19 protein-coding genes are annotated in these 16,003 nt (G+C 54.3%); 10 read left to right on the top strand and 9 right to left on the bottom strand.

Features of this window, described 5'->3' with window-relative positions:
- Positions 1-4: 4 nt before the first annotated feature.
- The gene (locus tag L0666_RS13110) at positions 5-541 is read right to left on the bottom strand and encodes a flavodoxin domain-containing protein (RefSeq protein WP_235261841.1); all 537 of its coding nucleotides are present in this window, start codon (positions 539-541) and stop codon (positions 5-7) included.
- A gap of 156 nt (positions 542-697) precedes the next feature.
- On the opposite strand from L0666_RS13110, the gene pncA reads away from it, so the two are divergent.
- On the top strand, positions 698-1,291 hold the full coding sequence (gene pncA / locus L0666_RS13105; protein WP_235261840.1) for a bifunctional nicotinamidase/pyrazinamidase: 594 nt from the start codon (positions 698-700) through the stop codon (positions 1,289-1,291).
- A 1-nt stretch (position 1,292) separates the two neighbouring features.
- Here pncA and L0666_RS13100 read toward each other — a convergent pair whose 3' ends face one another.
- Both L0666_RS13100 and L0666_RS13095 read right to left on the bottom strand, forming a co-directional pair.
- On the bottom strand, positions 1,293-1,742 hold the full coding sequence (locus L0666_RS13100) for a rhodanese-like domain-containing protein (protein ID WP_235261839.1): 450 nt from the start codon (positions 1,740-1,742) through the stop codon (positions 1,293-1,295).
- Positions 1,743-1,856: 114 nt separating this feature from the next.
- On the bottom strand, positions 1,857-2,261 hold the full coding sequence (locus L0666_RS13095) for a universal stress protein (protein ID WP_235261838.1): 405 nt from the start codon (positions 2,259-2,261) through the stop codon (positions 1,857-1,859).
- A 115-nt stretch (positions 2,262-2,376) separates the two neighbouring features.
- Between L0666_RS13095 and L0666_RS13090 the strand changes: the two genes are divergently transcribed.
- Entirely contained in the window at positions 2,377-3,108 is a 732-nt protein-coding gene (locus L0666_RS13090) for a hypothetical protein (RefSeq protein ID WP_235261837.1), read from the top strand.
- Between the two features lie 6 nt (positions 3,109-3,114).
- Here L0666_RS13090 and xylB read toward each other — a convergent pair whose 3' ends face one another.
- Complete coding sequence (gene xylB, locus L0666_RS13085) at positions 3,115-4,551, bottom strand: xylulokinase (protein ID WP_235261836.1); 1,437 nt, start codon at positions 4,549-4,551, stop codon at positions 3,115-3,117.
- A 124-nt stretch (positions 4,552-4,675) separates the two neighbouring features.
- Between xylB and pncB the strand changes: the two genes are divergently transcribed.
- From pncB to L0666_RS13055, 6 genes are all read left to right on the top strand, one after another.
- Positions 4,676-5,968, top strand: a complete 1,293-nt coding sequence (gene pncB, locus L0666_RS13080) for a nicotinate phosphoribosyltransferase (protein WP_235261835.1) — start codon at positions 4,676-4,678, stop codon at positions 5,966-5,968.
- A 132-nt stretch (positions 5,969-6,100) separates the two neighbouring features.
- Positions 6,101-6,445 (top strand): COG4315 family predicted lipoprotein, encoded by a 345-nt coding sequence (locus L0666_RS13075; protein WP_235261834.1) that lies wholly within the window; start codon positions 6,101-6,103, stop codon positions 6,443-6,445.
- A gap of 130 nt (positions 6,446-6,575) precedes the next feature.
- Complete coding sequence (locus tag L0666_RS13070; RefSeq protein WP_235261833.1) at positions 6,576-7,082, top strand: RNA polymerase sigma factor; 507 nt, start codon at positions 6,576-6,578, stop codon at positions 7,080-7,082.
- Positions 7,079-7,855 carry an anti-sigma factor family protein gene (locus tag L0666_RS13065; protein WP_235261832.1) on the top strand — a complete coding sequence of 259 codons (777 nt, stop codon included), beginning with the start codon at positions 7,079-7,081 and terminating at the stop codon, positions 7,853-7,855. Before L0666_RS13070 ends, L0666_RS13065 begins: the two co-directional genes overlap by 4 nt.
- A 150-nt stretch (positions 7,856-8,005) precedes the next feature.
- Positions 8,006-8,521: a hypothetical protein gene (locus L0666_RS13060; RefSeq protein ID WP_235261831.1), complete on the top strand. Its 516-nt coding sequence runs from the start codon at positions 8,006-8,008 to the stop codon at positions 8,519-8,521.
- Between the two features lie 76 nt (positions 8,522-8,597).
- On the top strand, positions 8,598-9,071 hold the full coding sequence (locus tag L0666_RS13055) for a tRNA (cytidine(34)-2'-O)-methyltransferase (protein WP_235261830.1): 474 nt from the start codon (positions 8,598-8,600) through the stop codon (positions 9,069-9,071).
- Positions 9,072-9,101: 30 nt separating this feature from the next.
- Here L0666_RS13055 and arfB read toward each other — a convergent pair whose 3' ends face one another.
- The 5 genes from arfB to L0666_RS13030 all read right to left on the bottom strand — a co-directional run bounded on the left by arfB (position 9,102) and on the right by L0666_RS13030 (position 13,471).
- Entirely contained in the window at positions 9,102-9,521 is a 420-nt protein-coding gene (arfB, locus tag L0666_RS13050; protein WP_235261829.1) for an alternative ribosome rescue aminoacyl-tRNA hydrolase ArfB, read from the bottom strand.
- 293 nt (positions 9,522-9,814) lie between these two features.
- Complete coding sequence (locus L0666_RS13045) at positions 9,815-10,450, bottom strand: queuosine precursor transporter (RefSeq protein ID WP_235261828.1); 636 nt, start codon at positions 10,448-10,450, stop codon at positions 9,815-9,817.
- 101 nt (positions 10,451-10,551) lie between these two features.
- Positions 10,552-11,499, bottom strand: a complete 948-nt coding sequence (gene mepA / locus L0666_RS13040) for a penicillin-insensitive murein endopeptidase (RefSeq protein ID WP_235261827.1) — start codon at positions 11,497-11,499, stop codon at positions 10,552-10,554.
- Complete coding sequence (locus L0666_RS13035) at positions 11,487-12,866, bottom strand: MFS transporter (protein WP_235261826.1); 1,380 nt, start codon at positions 12,864-12,866, stop codon at positions 11,487-11,489. Before L0666_RS13035 ends, mepA begins: the two co-directional genes overlap by 13 nt.
- A gap of 62 nt (positions 12,867-12,928) precedes the next feature.
- Positions 12,929-13,471: an acyl-CoA thioesterase gene (locus L0666_RS13030; RefSeq protein WP_235261825.1), complete on the bottom strand. Its 543-nt coding sequence runs from the start codon at positions 13,469-13,471 to the stop codon at positions 12,929-12,931.
- A 112-nt stretch (positions 13,472-13,583) separates the two neighbouring features.
- On the opposite strand from L0666_RS13030, the gene L0666_RS13025 reads away from it, so the two are divergent.
- Together L0666_RS13025 and recQ are read left to right on the top strand one after the other, a co-directional pair.
- Entirely contained in the window at positions 13,584-13,871 is a 288-nt protein-coding gene (locus tag L0666_RS13025) for a YggT family protein (protein ID WP_235261824.1), read from the top strand.
- 74 nt (positions 13,872-13,945) lie between these two features.
- A complete protein-coding gene (gene recQ / locus L0666_RS13020; RefSeq protein ID WP_235261823.1) occupies positions 13,946-15,979 on the top strand; it encodes a DNA helicase RecQ in 2,034 nt (677 codons plus the stop codon).
- The last annotated feature ends 24 nt before the right edge of the window (positions 15,980-16,003 follow it).

The following is a 16,003-nucleotide window of genomic DNA, read 5'->3' as shown; positions in this document are numbered from 1 at the left end:
ACATCTACTGCGGCCCTGCACTCAGCCAGCGGTCCAAAATTTCACTAAGACCGCTCCAATCCGTATACTCATGGTCTACGCCCAATTCCGCATTTGGATCTTTTTCAGCGATGATCCGTCGCATAATGAACTTCGTGAACAGGTCATATTCTGATGGCAAGTAGGCCCCTGCGATATGGGCAACCTCATTTGGCGCCCAGCCCGTGGCTTGTTCAAAATCCGAGACAATACGGCTTAACCCGCGCCAGTCATCCGAGTCATGCCCGCCCGCCGCCAGCGACACTGATAGAAACAATGACGGAACTGTCTTCAGGGCCTTAGCACTGTCGGATACAAAATCCGTCAAAGAAGCTTGATAGTGTCCCGCATGGACGGAAGCGACGAAAACCGCCCGATCAAATCGGCCAAGGTCCAAGCCATCGGCATCAACAAGAGACATGAGCTCTACAGAGTTTCCCGTTTCGACAAACCGATCCGCAGCCCACTGCGCAACCTTGCGAGAGTGTCCTTGGGTTGTCGCATATCCGATGAAAATTTTCATTTCTGGCACTCCTCTTCGTTGCACGTATCCTCAATCTTACGTTTGACCCTCATGCTAACTTGATGATGCGACCGCTTCTTTGACCGACGTCAAATCCCGTTGCACGCGCCGCCTCAATCCTTAGTCTGCGCGCAACTTAACTTGTTGGAGTCTCACATGTCCCACGCTCTTCTTGTCATTGATGTTCAAAACGACTTTTGCCCAGGCGGCGCGCTCGCGGTCGCTGGTGGGAGCGATATCGTTTCCCCAATTAACGCAGTCATGGCTGATTTTGACGCAGTCATCCTGACGCAAGATTGGCATCCAGCGGGACACAGCTCCTTCGCAACCACTCACTCGGCGGATCCGATGAGCGTCATCGACATGCCCTACGGTCCACAAGTGCTTTGGCCTGACCATTGCATCCAAGGCACCGAAGGCGCGGCTTTCCATAAAGACCTCAACGTTGACGCCGCCGACATGATCATCCGTAAAGGATACAATCCAGCAATCGACAGCTATTCTGCATTCTTTGAGAACGACCATACGACGCCGACAGGGCTGACGGGTTACCTAAACACACGCGGGATCGACACCCTCACTTTGGTTGGGCTGGCTACAGATTTTTGCGTGAACTATTCTGCTGTGGATGCCGCAAAGCTTGGCTTTAGAGTTACCGTACGCACCGATTTGTGCCGTGCAATCGATTTTGATGGCAGTTTGGTTGCAGCTGTAGATGGGATGAAAACCGCTGGTGTCTACGTCGTCTAATTCAGCGACGAAGAGACACCAGCCGATAAGCTGCTTGCGCTTCATCTGACGTGATCAGCGGTAACCCGCGCTCAATCCAACCCGCGCCGCGATCATTGCCGATCATCCCTTCGGAGACGTCGATGACATCAGGAAACCCATTTTCCGCAAGAATAGAGACAACATATTCGGTTCGACCACCCGTGGCACAGATCAAGCCGACGGGAACACCTTGGTTTGCATTCAGCAAGCTTGTGATTTTGCTGGCGAACTCGGGGCTGTGCATTGTCAATGCAAGCGCGCCCTCGGCCACTCCTGTCTCAACCCATTCACCAGGGCTGCGGATGTCGATCAGGATCATTTCATCGTTGCTGACCGCTGCAAAGGCATCTGGCGCGGACATAACAGTTGGTTCCGCCGAGAGCGGAGCAGCAACTCCGATCGAAACAGCAAACAGGACACCTTTGAGCATCTACTCAACTCCTAAACGTGTAGTGGGCTGAGTTGTCTTTGCATTTATTGCATTGCACCGTCAAAGGGTCCCGCCTTACAAGTTCGAGAACGCGCAATCAATCCAAACCATAGATTAGCGGATCACATGGACCGAACACGGTGCATGGCGCACTACGCGCGATGCTGTTGACCCGATGAAGATATCCGTGAATCCCAGTTTATGAGATGCAATCACGATGCAATCGATGTCGTGTTCTTTTGCATAGTTATCAATCGTGCGGGCGGGATGACCGTGGAGCAGTACTGCACTCGCACCGGGGATTTCCGCAGCGGCATTACGTAACTTTTCTTTCGCTGTTTCGTAGGATTTATCCAACACATCCTGTCGAATTTCCGCGGTGACAAAGTCTGGTATATCCTCCACGACGTGGACCACCGTTATCTTCGCTCCCTCATCCGCAAGCGTGCGAGTGAGTTTAAACGACACTTCATGTCCGCCGTCATCCAACATGATCGGAACAAGAATATTCTTATACATTGCTGTATCTCCCTTTGAATGCTTCAAGAACGTTCCTATTGATAACCGCAACGCACCGCGCCAGCCTTGAGGCAGATCAAGAAGGTTTTCATGAAGCTCAATGATGGGAGACCGGATGCAAAATAGGAGTGGCACGTTCGCCAGCCTTTCACAGTTCGAATTGCGAGCGGCCGCGTCACTGGTTGTGGTCGTCGCGTCATTTTGGGCAGTCTCTAGTCTGCTCTATTACTGGTTGGTTGATGCCATGTCGCTTGAACGAGGCTACGATGAAGCCCCGTTTTTGTTCACAGCGTACTATTTGATCTGGGCAGGTCTTGCCGCTGTGTGGTTTCGCGCGCTCTTGTTCAGTGACCTAAGCGCGAAACGGGCCTCCTATCAGGCAGCGATCATGGTCCCGATGATGGTGGTGCTCGGGGCCTACGTCACTGTTGTTTTGCCGATGTTGCCAGAGGTCTCGGTAGACTTGGCGCCGTCTAACCCGCCGGAGTTTATGTTTGCAACCGCGTGGTATTACTTGCCCAAATCAGCGGACATTCTGTTTCAGCAGGTGCTAATCGCTGCGATGATCTTCGCAATGGCCCGACGGAATATCAAATTGCGGTATATCGCGATTACAATGGCGATCCTGTTTGGCGGTTACCATCTGACCCTCGGGTTCGATGGTTTCACGGCGTTCTACGTTACGCGCTTCACTCTCTCGGCAACAGTTTTCGGGCTTTTCGTGCCCTATCTATATTTGCAATCGCGGAACGGGTTTCAGTGGGCTTATGGGCTGCACTGGTCGTTTTATGCCATCGACGCAACTATTACACATTTCGTTCTTGGTGATGCCGTGATGTCCACTTGAACGATGTCAGCTAGGGCCCCGTTCCCTGAATCTTTGATACGCGGCCTCGTAAGCGTCGACCAAGTGCATCTCAGGCATAACTGTTCTGTCCACATCGGGCGGCGTCATGACCTCTGCAACATCTGCTCCAGTCGCCGCACAAATTCCAAGCCTCGCTGCGCCCAGTGCTGCGCCGAACTCACCCCCCGCAGGTAAGTCCAAGGGTAGGTTAAAGACCGTCGCAATCAGCGCCACCCAATATTCGGACTTTGCACCACCTCCGATGGCAGACAGTCGTTGGGGGGCCGCGCCGACGGATCGCAATGCCTCCAAACTGTCACGGAGTCCAAACGCCACACCCTCTAGAACGGCCTGTGTCATGTCTTCTTGCTTTGTGTCATGGGACAACCCGCCAAACGACCCCCGTAAACTGGTATCGTTGTGCGGAGTCCGCTCCCCTGCCAGATAGGGCAGAAATTGGCCGGCACCTGGTGCTCGTAACGACGTCCCCAAGGCTCCCGAAAGCTCAGCCGGCGAGCGCCCTGTGATTCGCCCCCACCAGTTTAAGCTGTCAGTAGCCGACAGCATAACACCCATCTGGTACCAATGCTCCGGCACCGCATGACAGAACGTGTGTACCGCGGTCGCTGGTGACGGCGCGCACCGGTCCCGCGCGCATAACACGACGCCTGAGGTGCCCAGCGACACAAACCCAACGCCGTCGTTCAACGCTCCGATCCCACAGGCTGCTGCTGCATTGTCTCCGGCACCACCGGCAACAACGATATCAGGCCCGACGCCCCATCGCTCGGCAATATCGGCTCGCAAAACGCCAGCATGTTGGCTTCCTTCTACCAGCTTAGGCATTTTTGAACGTGCCATGCCGCTGGCCGAAAGCAAAGAATCTGACCAGTCGCGTCCAGCCACGTCCAACCAAGACGTTCCCGCGCTGTCTGACATGTCTGCCACGCGATCCCCCGTTAAAGCGAAGTTCATGTACCCTGCAGGGAGCATTACCGTCTCAACTTGGTCGAAAATCTCAGGCTCATGCTTGGCCAGCCACACCAGTTTCGGCGAAGTGAACCCCGCAAAAACGATGTTGCCCGACAGATCTCGAACACCGTCAACCTTATCCAACGCTTCCGCTTCAACGTGCGCGCGCGTGTCATTCCACATGATACAGGGACGCAAGACGTCTCCAGCGGTATCGAGAACCACTGCTCCGTGCATATGGCCGGACACCCCGATGCCACGCAGCTCGGAAAATGCGGGGCATTCTTTTCGCATTTCGGCAACGGCGCTTTCTAACGCGGCTTCCCAATCGCTTGGGAATTGCTCGGACCATCCATCATGGGGCCGCTGCGTGGCGTATCCGCGTTCAGCAGTCGCCAAGACGTCTCCGGCTTCGTCAATCAGCAATAGCCGAAGCCCCGAAGTCCCCAAGTCAATTCCGAGAAAGCTCATCTAATACCCCTTGCTTGATGTTCAAAGCACCAAACCATAGCCACAGTCGGTTGCAAAGCGTCGCCAGACACTTGCCCCCGCGCACACCAACCGTCACAACATCATCACGACAAGGGAGAACGGCATGGTCGATATCGCAACACGAGTTTGGAACCACAAATGGAAGATCGATCCGATCGTCCGATCCCTCATCGACACGGACTTTTATAAGCTCCTGATGTGCCAATCCGTGTTTCGCAACAAACCGGACACGCAGGTCACGTTTTCATTGATCAACCGCACCAAATCCGTTCGCCTTGCAGATCTGGTGGACGAAGGCGAATTGCGCGAACAGCTCGACCACGTCCGCTCCCTTTCGCTGTCACGCGGCGAAAGCACATGGATGCGCGGCAACACGTTCTACGGAAAACGCTCCATGTTCTCGCCTGAATTCATGGACTGGTTCGAACAACTTCGCCTGCCGCCCTACCACCTCGAAAAACGTGACGGCCAGTATGAACTGACGTTCGAAGGCAGCTGGCCCGAAGTCATGCTCTGGGAAATCCCCGCCCTCGCCATCATCATGGAACTGCGCAACCGCGCTGTACTGGGCACAATGGGGAAATTCGAACTCGAAGTTCTCTATGCGCGCGGCATGACCAAGCTCTGGGAGAAGGTCGAAAAACTGCGCCCGCTTGAAGGCCTTCGCGTCGCAGACTTCGGCACCCGTCGTCGCCATTCGTTCCTGTGGCAAGACTGGGCCGTGCAAGCCATGCAGGAAGGCTTGGGCGATAGCTTCATCGGGACCTCCAACTGCCTGATCGCCAAAAACCGCGAGGTCGAGGCCATCGGCACCAACGCTCACGAACTCCCCATGGTCTACTCCGCGCTGGCCAAAGACGACGATGCCCTGTTCCAAGCGCCTTATGACGTACTGCGCGATTGGCACGACGAACACGAAGGCAATTTGCGCATCATCTTGCCCGACACCTACGGAACGCAGGGCTTCCTTGATAACGCTCCCGACTGGCTTGCGGGCTGGACGGGCATTCGTGTGGATTCCGGTGACCCCGCAACCGCCGCCGAAGTTGCGATCAAATGGTGGGAATCCCGTGGTGAGGACCCGCGCGACAAACTTGTGATCTTCTCTGACGGTCTGGACGCCGACAAAATCGTGACCCTGCACAACCAATTCAAAGGCCGCTGCCAAGTCAGTTTCGGCTGGGGCACCATGCTCACCAACGATTTTAAGGGCCTGACGACGGGCGACACCCTCGCCCCGTTCTCGCTGGTCTGCAAAGCCGTCACGGCTAACGGCAACCCCACCGTCAAACTCTCCGACAACCCCAACAAAGCCATGGGCCCAGAAGCGGAGATCGAACGGTATAAGCGGGTGTTTGGTGTCGGGGAACAGGAACGGGTTGAGGTTGTGGTTTGAAGACCGACCTTAAAATCAATTAATAACAACGACTTAAAAAATAGCTTACTTTTCCAAGAATAATACTAGTCCGCCAAGCGTAGTCCTAATGAGAGCAGCAGGGCGTTGCTCAAACATTGGATTGGAAAAGACATGAAACTGATTTCTGCATTAACACTGGGTCTCTTCGTCGCTGGCTGCGAAAGCGCTTACGCTGGCGGCCATGCGGTTCTAACGGACGACAATGGCATGACGCTTTACACATTTGATAACGACACGGCGAACACATCCAACTGCTATGACGGTTGCGCTTCAAGCTGGCCACCTTTCCTCGGTCAGGCAGGCGCTACTCGGGATGGTTTGACATTGATTGAACGTCGTGACGGCAGCCAGCAATGGGCAAAAGACGGTGAACCACTGTATTTTTGGGCTGGTGACCAGAACCCCGGTGACAAGACCGGAGACGGGGTTGGTGGCGTTTGGCATGTTGCGGAATAAGCCGTATTTTCAACAGGACTCAGTGCTGTAATCAGTTGCCTTCTTACAAACTACACTGTTGAAAAGCCACTCGCTATCACGGACTATGGCCCAGCGGCATTTTTCGCGCTGGGCCATTTTTAGTGAGACCATGAACGCAGATCAATTCAAATCAGAGATGATCGACCTGCTTCCGAGGTTGCGCCGTTTTGCGATAAGCCTAGCGAGAACCGGACCAGACGCCGACGACTTACTGCAAGATGCCTGTTCGACGGCCCTTCTTAAGTGGGGACAGTATGACTCGTCCCAGCCATTAGATCGCTGGATGTTCCGGATAATACGTAACCACTGGATTTCTGAAATCCGAAAACGCAAAGTGCGAGAGGGCGAAGGTCAGGTTCCTGCCGAAGACGAGACAATAGAACTTAGCGTTCAAAGCACCGTTGTCGAAAAACTGGCCGCACAACAGATCTGCCAGAAGGTTTCATCACTTGGCGCGGACCTCTCGCAACCGCTTTTGTTGGTTTGCGCAGAAGGCTTTAGCTACAAAGAGGCGGCCGAAATGTTGGACGTTCCAATCGGAACTGTCATGAGCCGCATACACCGTGCCAGAAAACTTCTGCTGACAGAGATAAACGTACAGGAGAATCTTCAATGAATGATGATTTATCGAAACGTTTAAGCGCCTATATCGATGGCGAACTAGAAGGCGAACAAGCCCTAGAAATCGAAGCGCTACTCGCCTCCGATGAAGCCGTCCAAGAAGAGATGGATGCGCTCTTACTGGCCGACGCGTCAGCGCAAGCAGACTTTGAAAAAGAGCTTGATACACCCGTGCCGTTCGATCTTGCCAAAATGATTATGACTGCTGACCTCAAGGAAGAAACCTTACAGCCGGCACAAAAACCGCGCGGCCCGATTTGGGGGGCGTTGGCAGCGGGACTTGCAATGTTCATGATCGGAGGTCTGGGTGGCTACGCATACAAAGGGCAAATCCAAAGCGCCGAACCAAAGGGTTGGATTGCAGCGATTGCGGAATATCATGCGGTTTACGCCGGTCAAAGCCGCCATCTTGTTGAAGTCAGCGCCGAGGAAACCGACCACATTGAAACGTGGCTCGGCAGCACGATTGGCGCGGAGTTTATTATTCCGGATCTGACCGCGCACGGCCTTACATTTGAGGGAGGCCGCCTTGTTGTCGCCAACGGGAAACCTGTAGCGCAATTGATGTATACAGATGTGAATGGCCTCGTTGTTGCGCTCTGCCTGCAAAGCAGTAGCAAAACTGCGCCTGCCCCATTTTCGGAATCAACAAACGGAGACTTTGATTTCGTATCATGGAGTGATGATGGGGCGGACCACGTCATCATTGGCCCATCAGGTCAGCTTGATCTGATCGGGATTGCGGGCACCGCCGCGCTGGAAATTTAACGATTACTCTTTGATCTTGCCCCGTAGGTTCCTATCCTGCGCGCACTTCCATCAGCAGATAATTTTCGCGGGACGGCACAATGAATCGCCTCTGCCCCTATCATTCCTCGCGGCGTAGCTTAAGGGAAGGTGGACCCATGCGGAGAATGAATGATGACGACGCCCCAAACTATGCCGGACCTGATCGCGGCCTCGAAAGCCGAAGCAAAGATATCCGAAGATCAAATTCTGGCCATTCGCGCAGAATTGAACGGGAAAGCCGACTCCAAAACCCAAACCGAAGACCTTCGCGCGGCGTATCTCGCGCTTGAAGCGACCGCCGTTGATTGCTTCTCGGTTTTTGAGGCGCGCATGCAGCACCACTTCAAACGTGGTCCGTTTTCGCGAAAGTTGAAATCAGCTCTCTTGGAGGCGGGTCGCACTGACCTCGCGGGCAGGCTTCATCAGTACTATCTGGCGATCAACGTGCTCAAACACGGAACGGGCGCCAGCTATCGGGAACTACTCAACACTCGGACCGATACGTTCCATGTGAAATCCGCCGAAGGCAGCGCGCCACAAGAAGAAAACACGCCATCTGTTTTCTTAGATGTTGAGGTGCCGGGTTTCTTTGCGGGCCTTTCCGAAACACTTCTCGAGGCCCACCAGTTTCTTGAGAAACGATAGGCCCCAAGCGGAACTCAACAAAACAGATGGCCCGTTGCGAATGCAGCTTCCTCAAACGAAAAAGTCGAAACATCCTATGTCTGAACCGCGCATGAAAATCGTTCTGGTGACACCTGAAATCCCATACAATACGGGCGCCATCGGGCGGACCTGTGTTGCTTTGAATCTAGAACTGATTTTGATCAAACCTTATGGGTTTTCTCTTGATGAGAAAGCAGTGCGGCGGGCCGGAACAGACTACTGGCAGTATGTTAACCTAAGTGAATACGATAGTTGGCAAGATTTCCTAATTGCCCGAAACCCTCAGCGCGAAAACCTGTTCTTTTTCGAAGAGACCGGGGCGCAAACCCTCTACGATGCTGATTACCAACAAGACGGTTTTTTGGTCTTCGGTTGCGAATCCAAGGGTCTGCCATTGGACATTCTTAATGAGATGGAAGACCGGACGTTCAGCTTGCCGATGCTTGATACACGCGTCCGATCCTTGAACTTGGCGAATGTCGCGACAGCAGTGATTTATCAAGCCATGCGGACACAACTGGGTGGATGACTGCGATCCTTGGCAAGGCGGTTCCCCGATCTAAATTCCCGGCCCTTTACGCAAGGCCTTAACCTCTCCGCGCTTTTTCTTCGCGTCTACCCTTTTGCGTTTCTGGTTCTGGGATACGCGCGTTTTTACCCGCCGTTTCGGGGCGACCAAAGCTGCGCGAATGAGTTCGGCCAATCGCTCGCGGGCCAGTTCGCGGTTCCTTGCCTGGGACCGCGTATCTTGCACAAAGATCACCACCGCGCCGTCACTTGTCCATTTCCTACCCGCCGCGCGGCGCAGGCGGGTTTTGACAGGCCCTGTCAACGCGGGGGATCGTTCGGCCTCGAACCGTAGCTCAACCGCCGTGCTCACTTTGTTGACGTTCTGGCCGCCGGGGCCAGAGGCACGGACGAAATGTTCCGTCAGCTCCCAATCGGCAATCTCAATACTATCGTTTATCCATAGTCCCATGCGGGGGTTCTACCACGTCTTGGGCCTACGAACAGCCACAGGGTGTTTGGCATGAAAAAGGGCCATTCCCAGCGATAGGAATGGCCCTTCGAAAGTTCAGGAGGTGATGCCGGTTAGAGGGTCTCACCTACAGATTTATATGCCCAAGGGCTGCCCTAGACACATGCCTCCATAGTTGTCCCGACACGTCCTACCACTATCTTTCTCGACACTGGATCACCTCCTGTTCATTGTTTCGCCTGACCCTAGGTTGGCACAACTTCTGGGGATTACCAAAGATTTTTTCACAACATTTATGTGACGCGTTGTAAGCGCCCCACAATTAGGCGGAATGGTACAAGGGCGAGCAGAGCGATAATCAGTTTTACGCCCCAGTCTGCCACGGCAAGTGAGATCCACAGAGGTGCCTCAGGTCCGGTGAGCAAGAAAGGAACTGAATCGAGCGCCCATGACACTTCGGCATCAGCATTTGCGCCGAAGGATATCAAGCTGCTGAAAGCAATGGTGAAGAACAGCAACGTGTCAATGGTCGAACCGATCAATGTCGACGCTAAAGGCGCCTTCCACCAAAGGCCGTCTCGCAGGCGTTGGAAAATCGCAACGTCGATGAGCTGCGCGACGAGGAAGCCTGTCGCCGAGCCAATTGCAACGCGTAGTGCGACGGCGGGGAATTCATACCCATCGCCTTGGATCATGATCTGGCTGCCGATCAGGGAACAGATGATGCCAGCGACGAAGCCAAAGAAAACAACGCGCCGCGCAGGGCCTGCGCCGTAAACACGGTTCATCAAGTCGGTTACGAGGAATGCGAGCGGATATGTGAATGCACCCCACGTTAGCAATCCATCGAGGATCAGGAACTGCACAAGGATGTTTGATGCCACCACAACGATGGCCATGGCGATTACGCCTGGTAGAAGTTTGGTCATTTTATCAATCCGTTTTGACAAGGTAGTCGGACACTTGGCCCTTCAGAATAAAGGACGCCGCCCTAATGAGGGGCGGCGTCCAACTTGTCAAACGTATTATTCTAGCGGCTTGCCGCGACTGCCAAACACTGGCTTGGAAGGCGTGCCATTGTGGCCGGTCCGCGCGGTGCGCTGGGCGTCGCATTTGGGTCGCGTGGCGGTGGTGGTGGTGGATTCAAGATATTATTCACCCAAGTTTGCGCATCCGCGCAGCCATCACCAGCAGGTGGCGGAGCTTGATTTTCACAACCGCTCTGACCAGCAGGGCAGCTCAGACGGACGTGGAAATGGTAGTGGTGTCCCCACCATGGTCGGATTTTGTTGAGCCATGACCGATCGCCCGTCGCCCAATTACACATTGCCACTTTGGCGCCCGGGAACACAAAAATGCGTGCCACTCGGTCATCACTGGCTGCAGCACGCAACAATTGCATGTGCTGTTCGGTCCAGCTGGAGTTCGTGTAAGCGCCCCGCTCGCGGCGCATGGAAATCGAAGAAAGGTTTTCCCGTTCGGTGCGGCTTAGGTCGAGCCGGTCCGGTTGCAGCATCCAGATATCAACGTCCAAACCAATCTGGTGAGACGCGTGGCCCGATAGCATCGGGCCGCCACGTGGTTGGCTCATGTCGCCAACATAGAGGCCTTCCCAATCGGGTAAGGTGGCGGCAAATCGGCTAAGATCTTGGACGTAATCAACCAAAGTAGGCTGACCCCAATTACGGTTACGTGACAAGCGCATCGCCTGCCAAGTTGGACCTGTTTCCGCCAATTGCTCGGCGCCGGCTTGGCAACCCCTTGCATAGCCGCCGAAGCTTTCGCTGCGTTGGTTCGAGGCAACTGGGATATGACCAAACACCTCTTTGGCGACGCGGTTGTCGTTTGCGTTCTGCGTCGAAATCGATGCTGCAGGGCGCGTATCCTCGGGGGCAGCGCGGCTCACATCCGAATTGCGACAACTTGCCGTAAAGCAGAGTGCGGCAATCACAATACCGGTTCTGACTAGGTTGACCATTCGTCTCGATCTCCTTCGGGGTTAACCCACCATAACAATACAAGCCCACATAGAAAAAGGAAGATGACTGGCAGGAAACCCAATTGAGTGTTCCCAGTCATCCAAGTGAACAACGTAATCCCTGCGGGCGCGAGGAAGGCCGTTGCTTTGCCGGAGAGTGCAAATAACCCGAATGCCTCGGCGGGGCGATCAGGATGCGTGTGGCGTACCATCATGGAACGGCTGGCCGAATAGACGGCTCCACCGGCTCCACCGATCACAGCACCGCAGATGTAGAAAATCGTGTCAGGCAGTGTTGAATCCGCAGCCAGCGGAACCCAGAACAGCTGTTCGCGTGACATTCCGACAATGGTGATGCTCACCAAAATCAGAAACCAGACGGACACGCGGATCACGGGTTTTGGTCCGAAACGTCTGTCAGCCAGACCCGCCAACCAAGTCGTAATCGCGGCCGCAATTGCGGCTACTACGCCAAAAACGCCAATCTTGGTGATGCCCCAGTTTAGAACAAGCGCGGCATATACCCCCCCGAATGCATAAAGCGCATTCAATGCGTCACGATAAAACATCGAACCGATCAGAAAGTTCAGAAGGCTTTTGCGTTCCTTTACGCTCTTTAACGTCTGCCAAAGATCACCGGCGACGGCGCGAAACTGTGTGGATTTTCCGCCGGCCTTAGGATCATCCCGCACCCACAGAAAGAATGGGATCATAAAAACGGCATACCAGATCGCGATAAAAGGCCCTGCAAATCGCGTGCCTTCTTTTTCGTCTGGGTTTAGCCCGAACGGAGGCTCAAGCCCCAGAAATATTGTACGACCGTTGTCTTGTTCAACAAACAGCAGCAACATAAGAGCCAAAGCAACCACACCACCCCAATATCCGAATGCGGCGCCAGACCCACTGATGCGTCCGACTTCGTCTTTGGAGCCAAGGCTGGGCAGGATGGCGTTAATGAAATTCAATGCAGATTCCGCGGCGATGAAAGCGACAAAGAACAAGACCAACACGAGGTAAAGTGCATTGGCATCGGGCGTTAGCATCCACGTCGACGTTGATGCGATCACGAATAGGACTGAAAAGAATGCAATCCATGGGATTTTTCGCCCAGAATTATCTGCAAATGCGCCAAGAAACGGCGCGGTAAAGGCGATGACCAATCCGGCAATCGTTTGCGCGGCTGACCATGTTCCGGTTGCATGAGCTTTCGCCGCTTCTTCATCGAGGCCGGTTCCAATGAAATATTGCGCAGCAACGGTCGCAAAATAGGGGCCAAATACAAACGTCAGCCCTAGCGTATAAAAGGGCTGAGCAGCCCAATCAAAGGCCATCCAACCCCAAATGCGTTTCTTAGATACAGTTGCCATTGATAATTCCCTTTTCCCTAAGCGTGATAAGACAGGGAAAGCGATGAACTGGCAATGCCGCTTTACGTGGGGTTCAATTCTGGGGGCCAAGTTCTGGTTGCTTCGGCGTCAATCCAGTTCTGTACCCAGCCTGCGGGTTCGGGGCGTGGTTCATTGATACCCATCGCATTTAGCAAAACCTCTGTCGGAACTGCGCGACCTTTCTCCACCACAGCTGTGCGGAACAACACGTGACTGGCACAGGTGCCGTCTTTTTTGAACATGCCCTGTTCAATGTAGACAAACCGGTCATCCCACGTGGCGATTTTCGTGCGCGTTTCGTACTTTTCGAACGGGGTAATTCGTTTGCGGTAACGGATTGATGTGCCCGCAACGGTCAGCCCCCAGCGCTTTTTCTTCAGCAACGCCCAAAGCCCCATGCGCACGGCAGCCTGAAACCGCCCCATCTCATAAAGCGTCAGAATACGGCCGTTGTTCATTTCGGCGAAGATATCGCAGTCGACCAAACGACAGCGGTGCTGTGACACGTGCATGTCCAGCGGGTTCATTGGGGGCATTTTGCGGGCTGCAATCAAAGTCCAGCCAAGGCGAATAAATGGATACATGCAACCTAAAGACGTCTAAGTGACGTGCACGTCAAGTGTTGACGCTACGGAAGGTTATTGCCCTTTTGGGTTTGCATGCTTACCTCATCCCAAACCAATTCAAGGACTCATCATGGTATCTATTCTTCAAATCCTGCTTATGGTCATCGGCGTCCTGCGCATGTTCATCATTGCGCATTTCATCATGTCATGGCTCATTCAGTTCCAAGTCCTCAACATTCGTCAGCAATTTGTCGCGCAAATCTGGTACGGTTTGAGCCGCCTGCTTGAGCCTATCTACGGTCCGATCCGCCGTATCCTACCGCAAATGGGTGGGATCGATTTGTCGCCATTGGTTGCGTTGCTGGGTCTCGAAGCGGTCCGCATTGTCTTAACCAATCAACTGTACGCAATCTCCTAAGGCTTGCCCCCAACCCTGTGCTGTGATTCTTTGCGCTCTAACGAGCAATAAAACAAACACACAGGTTTCTTGGGATGAGCGCTGCCACGCTTTTACGTGATGTCTTTGGCTTTGACGGTTTCCGTCCGGGCCAACAAGAGATCGTTGAAGCCGTGACCGATGGGAAGAACACGCTTGCCATCATGCCAACGGGTGGCGGCAAATCGCTCTGTTTTCAGTTGCCTGCGTTGGTGCGCGACGGTGTGACCGTCGTGATTTCCCCTCTCATTGCTTTGATGCGCGATCAAGTGCGCGGGCTACGGGAGGCAGGCGTCGTCGCGGGGGCTCTGACCTCTGGCAATACAGAAGAAGAAACCGATGAGGTTTGGCGCAACCTTGAAAACGGCACGTTGAAACTTCTGTACATCGCGCCCGAACGTTTGGCCTCCAACGGTGCACAACGGATGCTTCGTAATGCAGGCGTTTCGATGATCGCAGTGGACGAAGCCCATTGTGTTTCACAATGGGGTCATGATTTTCGACCGGACTACCTGCGGATCGGGGAACTACGCCGTGACCTTGGTGTGCCGCTGGCCGCCTTTACGGCAACTGCGGATGCCGAAACGCGTGACGAAATCGTAGCGAAGCTGTTTGGAGACCAACCGCCTGAAATCTTCCTGCACGGTTTTGATCGCCCCAATATCCATCTCGCGTTTGCGGCCAAGGACGGCCCGCGCGCGCAAATCCTGCGCTTTGCTGCTGCGCGCAAAGATCAAGCCGGGATTGTCTATTGCGGCACCCGCGCCAAGACCGAAACCCTTGCCAAGGCCTTGACCGACCAAGGCCACACTGCCTGCTACTATCATGGCGGGATGGAGGCTGATGATCGACGCATTGTCGAGCGTCGTTTCCAACAAGAAGACGGGTTGATCGTTTGTGCTACTGTGGCATTTGGAATGGGGATCGACAAACCCGATATCCGTTGGGTTGCACATGCAGACCTGCCGAAATCGATTGAGTCCTATTATCAAGAAATCGGGCGTTCTGGCCGTGATGGCGATCCCGCTGAAACGTTCACGTTGTTTGGTCCTGATGACATCCGCTACCGCCGCCAACAGATCGACGAAGGCCTTGCACCGCCCGAACGACGCGAAGCAGATCATGGTCGCCTGAACGCTCTTCTCGGTCTTGCCGAGGCGCTGAAATGCCGCCGCGTGAATCTCCTATCTTATTTCGGCGAAGATCCCGCGCCCTGTGGAAACTGCGATCTCTGTGATAAACCTGCCGATGTCTTCGATGGCACGACGCCCGTGCGCATGGCCCTGTCCGCCGCGCTGCGCACGGATGAACGGTTCGGTGCAGGGCACCTGATCGATATTCTTCTCGGGAATATGACTGACAAAGTGCGACAGTGGAATCACGATCAACTGCCAACCTTCGCTGTCGGCAAAGACTATTCCCGTGTTCAGTGGCAGGCCATTTTTCGCCAGATTATGGGGCATGACCTGATGCGCCCTGATGCAGAACGCCACGGGGCATTGCGGATGACGCAAAAAGCCCGCCCAATATTGCGGGATGAGGCCAAGATCGACCTTCGCCGTGACACGATCAAAGCTGCGAAATCCGGACCAAAGGTCAAACAAATGGTGTCCGAAGAAGACGCCCCCTTACTGTCCGCGCTAAAGGCCAAACGTCGTGCGTTTGCAGAACAGCTCGGTGGTCCCGCTTACATCGTTTTCAATGACCGCACCCTGATCGAGATGGCCGAAAAGCGGCCAAGTAACCTTGATGAAATGGCACGCATTGGTGGCGTTGGTACTAAAAAGCTCGACAGCTATGGCGCGGCTTTTCTTGAGGTCATCAATGGCGAGGCCGAGGCGCTCCATCCGCAGCGCCAAAAACTCGCAGGCCGAACCGAAGGTTCGATTTATGACCGTTTACTCGAAGTGCAAGCCGACCTATCTCGCGGACCCGAAGGAACTGATAAGCCAATGTCGTGCACCGCGTCACAACTTGCCAAGGTTGCTAGTCAGAAACCCTCTGACGAAGCAGGAATTGCCCGTGTTCTTGGCGATCGTCATGCTGATCGGTTTGGCACTGCGTTCCTTGAAATCTTACGCGATGTCTAGACCTTCACCGTAAACGCACTATCT

It is taken from the genome of Octadecabacter algicola (genome assembly GCF_021532625.1).
GTDB lineage: Bacteria > Pseudomonadota > Alphaproteobacteria > Rhodobacterales > Rhodobacteraceae > Octadecabacter > Octadecabacter algicola.
The sequence above is the reverse complement of the archived record's forward strand: the minus strand, read 5'-3'. Positions and strand labels throughout refer to the sequence as shown.

What these genes read in the sequence shown, in the direction of transcription:
- L0666_RS13090 (WP_235261837.1), top strand. Translation starts at nt 2,377, where the DNA reads ATGCAAAATAGGAGTGGCACGTTCGCCAGCCTTTCACAGTTCGAATTG.
- L0666_RS13095 (WP_235261838.1), bottom strand. Translation starts at nt 2,261, where the DNA reads ATGTATAAGAATATTCTTGTTCCGATCATGTTGGATGACGGCGGACAT.
- L0666_RS13065 (WP_235261832.1), top strand. Translation starts at nt 7,079, where the DNA reads ATGAATGATGATTTATCGAAACGTTTAAGCGCCTATATCGATGGCGAA.
- xylB (WP_235261836.1), bottom strand. Translation starts at nt 4,551, where the DNA reads ATGAGCTTTCTCGGAATTGACTTGGGGACTTCGGGGCTTCGGCTATTG.
- L0666_RS13070 (WP_235261833.1), top strand. Translation starts at nt 6,576, where the DNA reads ATGAACGCAGATCAATTCAAATCAGAGATGATCGACCTGCTTCCGAGG.
- mepA (WP_235261827.1), bottom strand. Translation starts at nt 11,499, where the DNA reads ATGGTCAACCTAGTCAGAACCGGTATTGTGATTGCCGCACTCTGCTTT.
- arfB (WP_235261829.1), bottom strand. Translation starts at nt 9,521, where the DNA reads ATGGGACTATGGATAAACGATAGTATTGAGATTGCCGATTGGGAGCTG.
- L0666_RS13035 (WP_235261826.1), bottom strand. Translation starts at nt 12,866, where the DNA reads ATGGCAACTGTATCTAAGAAACGCATTTGGGGTTGGATGGCCTTTGAT.
- L0666_RS13025 (WP_235261824.1), top strand. Translation starts at nt 13,584, where the DNA reads ATGGTATCTATTCTTCAAATCCTGCTTATGGTCATCGGCGTCCTGCGC.
- L0666_RS13075 (WP_235261834.1), top strand. Translation starts at nt 6,101, where the DNA reads ATGAAACTGATTTCTGCATTAACACTGGGTCTCTTCGTCGCTGGCTGC.
- L0666_RS13055 (WP_235261830.1), top strand. Translation starts at nt 8,598, where the DNA reads ATGTCTGAACCGCGCATGAAAATCGTTCTGGTGACACCTGAAATCCCA.
- pncA (WP_235261840.1), top strand. Translation starts at nt 698, where the DNA reads ATGTCCCACGCTCTTCTTGTCATTGATGTTCAAAACGACTTTTGCCCA.
- L0666_RS13045 (WP_235261828.1), bottom strand. Translation starts at nt 10,450, where the DNA reads ATGACCAAACTTCTACCAGGCGTAATCGCCATGGCCATCGTTGTGGTG.
- recQ (WP_235261823.1), top strand. Translation starts at nt 13,946, where the DNA reads ATGAGCGCTGCCACGCTTTTACGTGATGTCTTTGGCTTTGACGGTTTC.
- pncB (WP_235261835.1), top strand. Translation starts at nt 4,676, where the DNA reads ATGGTCGATATCGCAACACGAGTTTGGAACCACAAATGGAAGATCGAT.
- L0666_RS13100 (WP_235261839.1), bottom strand. Translation starts at nt 1,742, where the DNA reads ATGCTCAAAGGTGTCCTGTTTGCTGTTTCGATCGGAGTTGCTGCTCCG.
- L0666_RS13030 (WP_235261825.1), bottom strand. Translation starts at nt 13,471, where the DNA reads ATGTATCCATTTATTCGCCTTGGCTGGACTTTGATTGCAGCCCGCAAA.
- L0666_RS13110 (WP_235261841.1), bottom strand. Translation starts at nt 541, where the DNA reads ATGAAAATTTTCATCGGATATGCGACAACCCAAGGACACTCTCGCAAG.
- L0666_RS13060 (WP_235261831.1), top strand. Translation starts at nt 8,006, where the DNA reads ATGATGACGACGCCCCAAACTATGCCGGACCTGATCGCGGCCTCGAAA.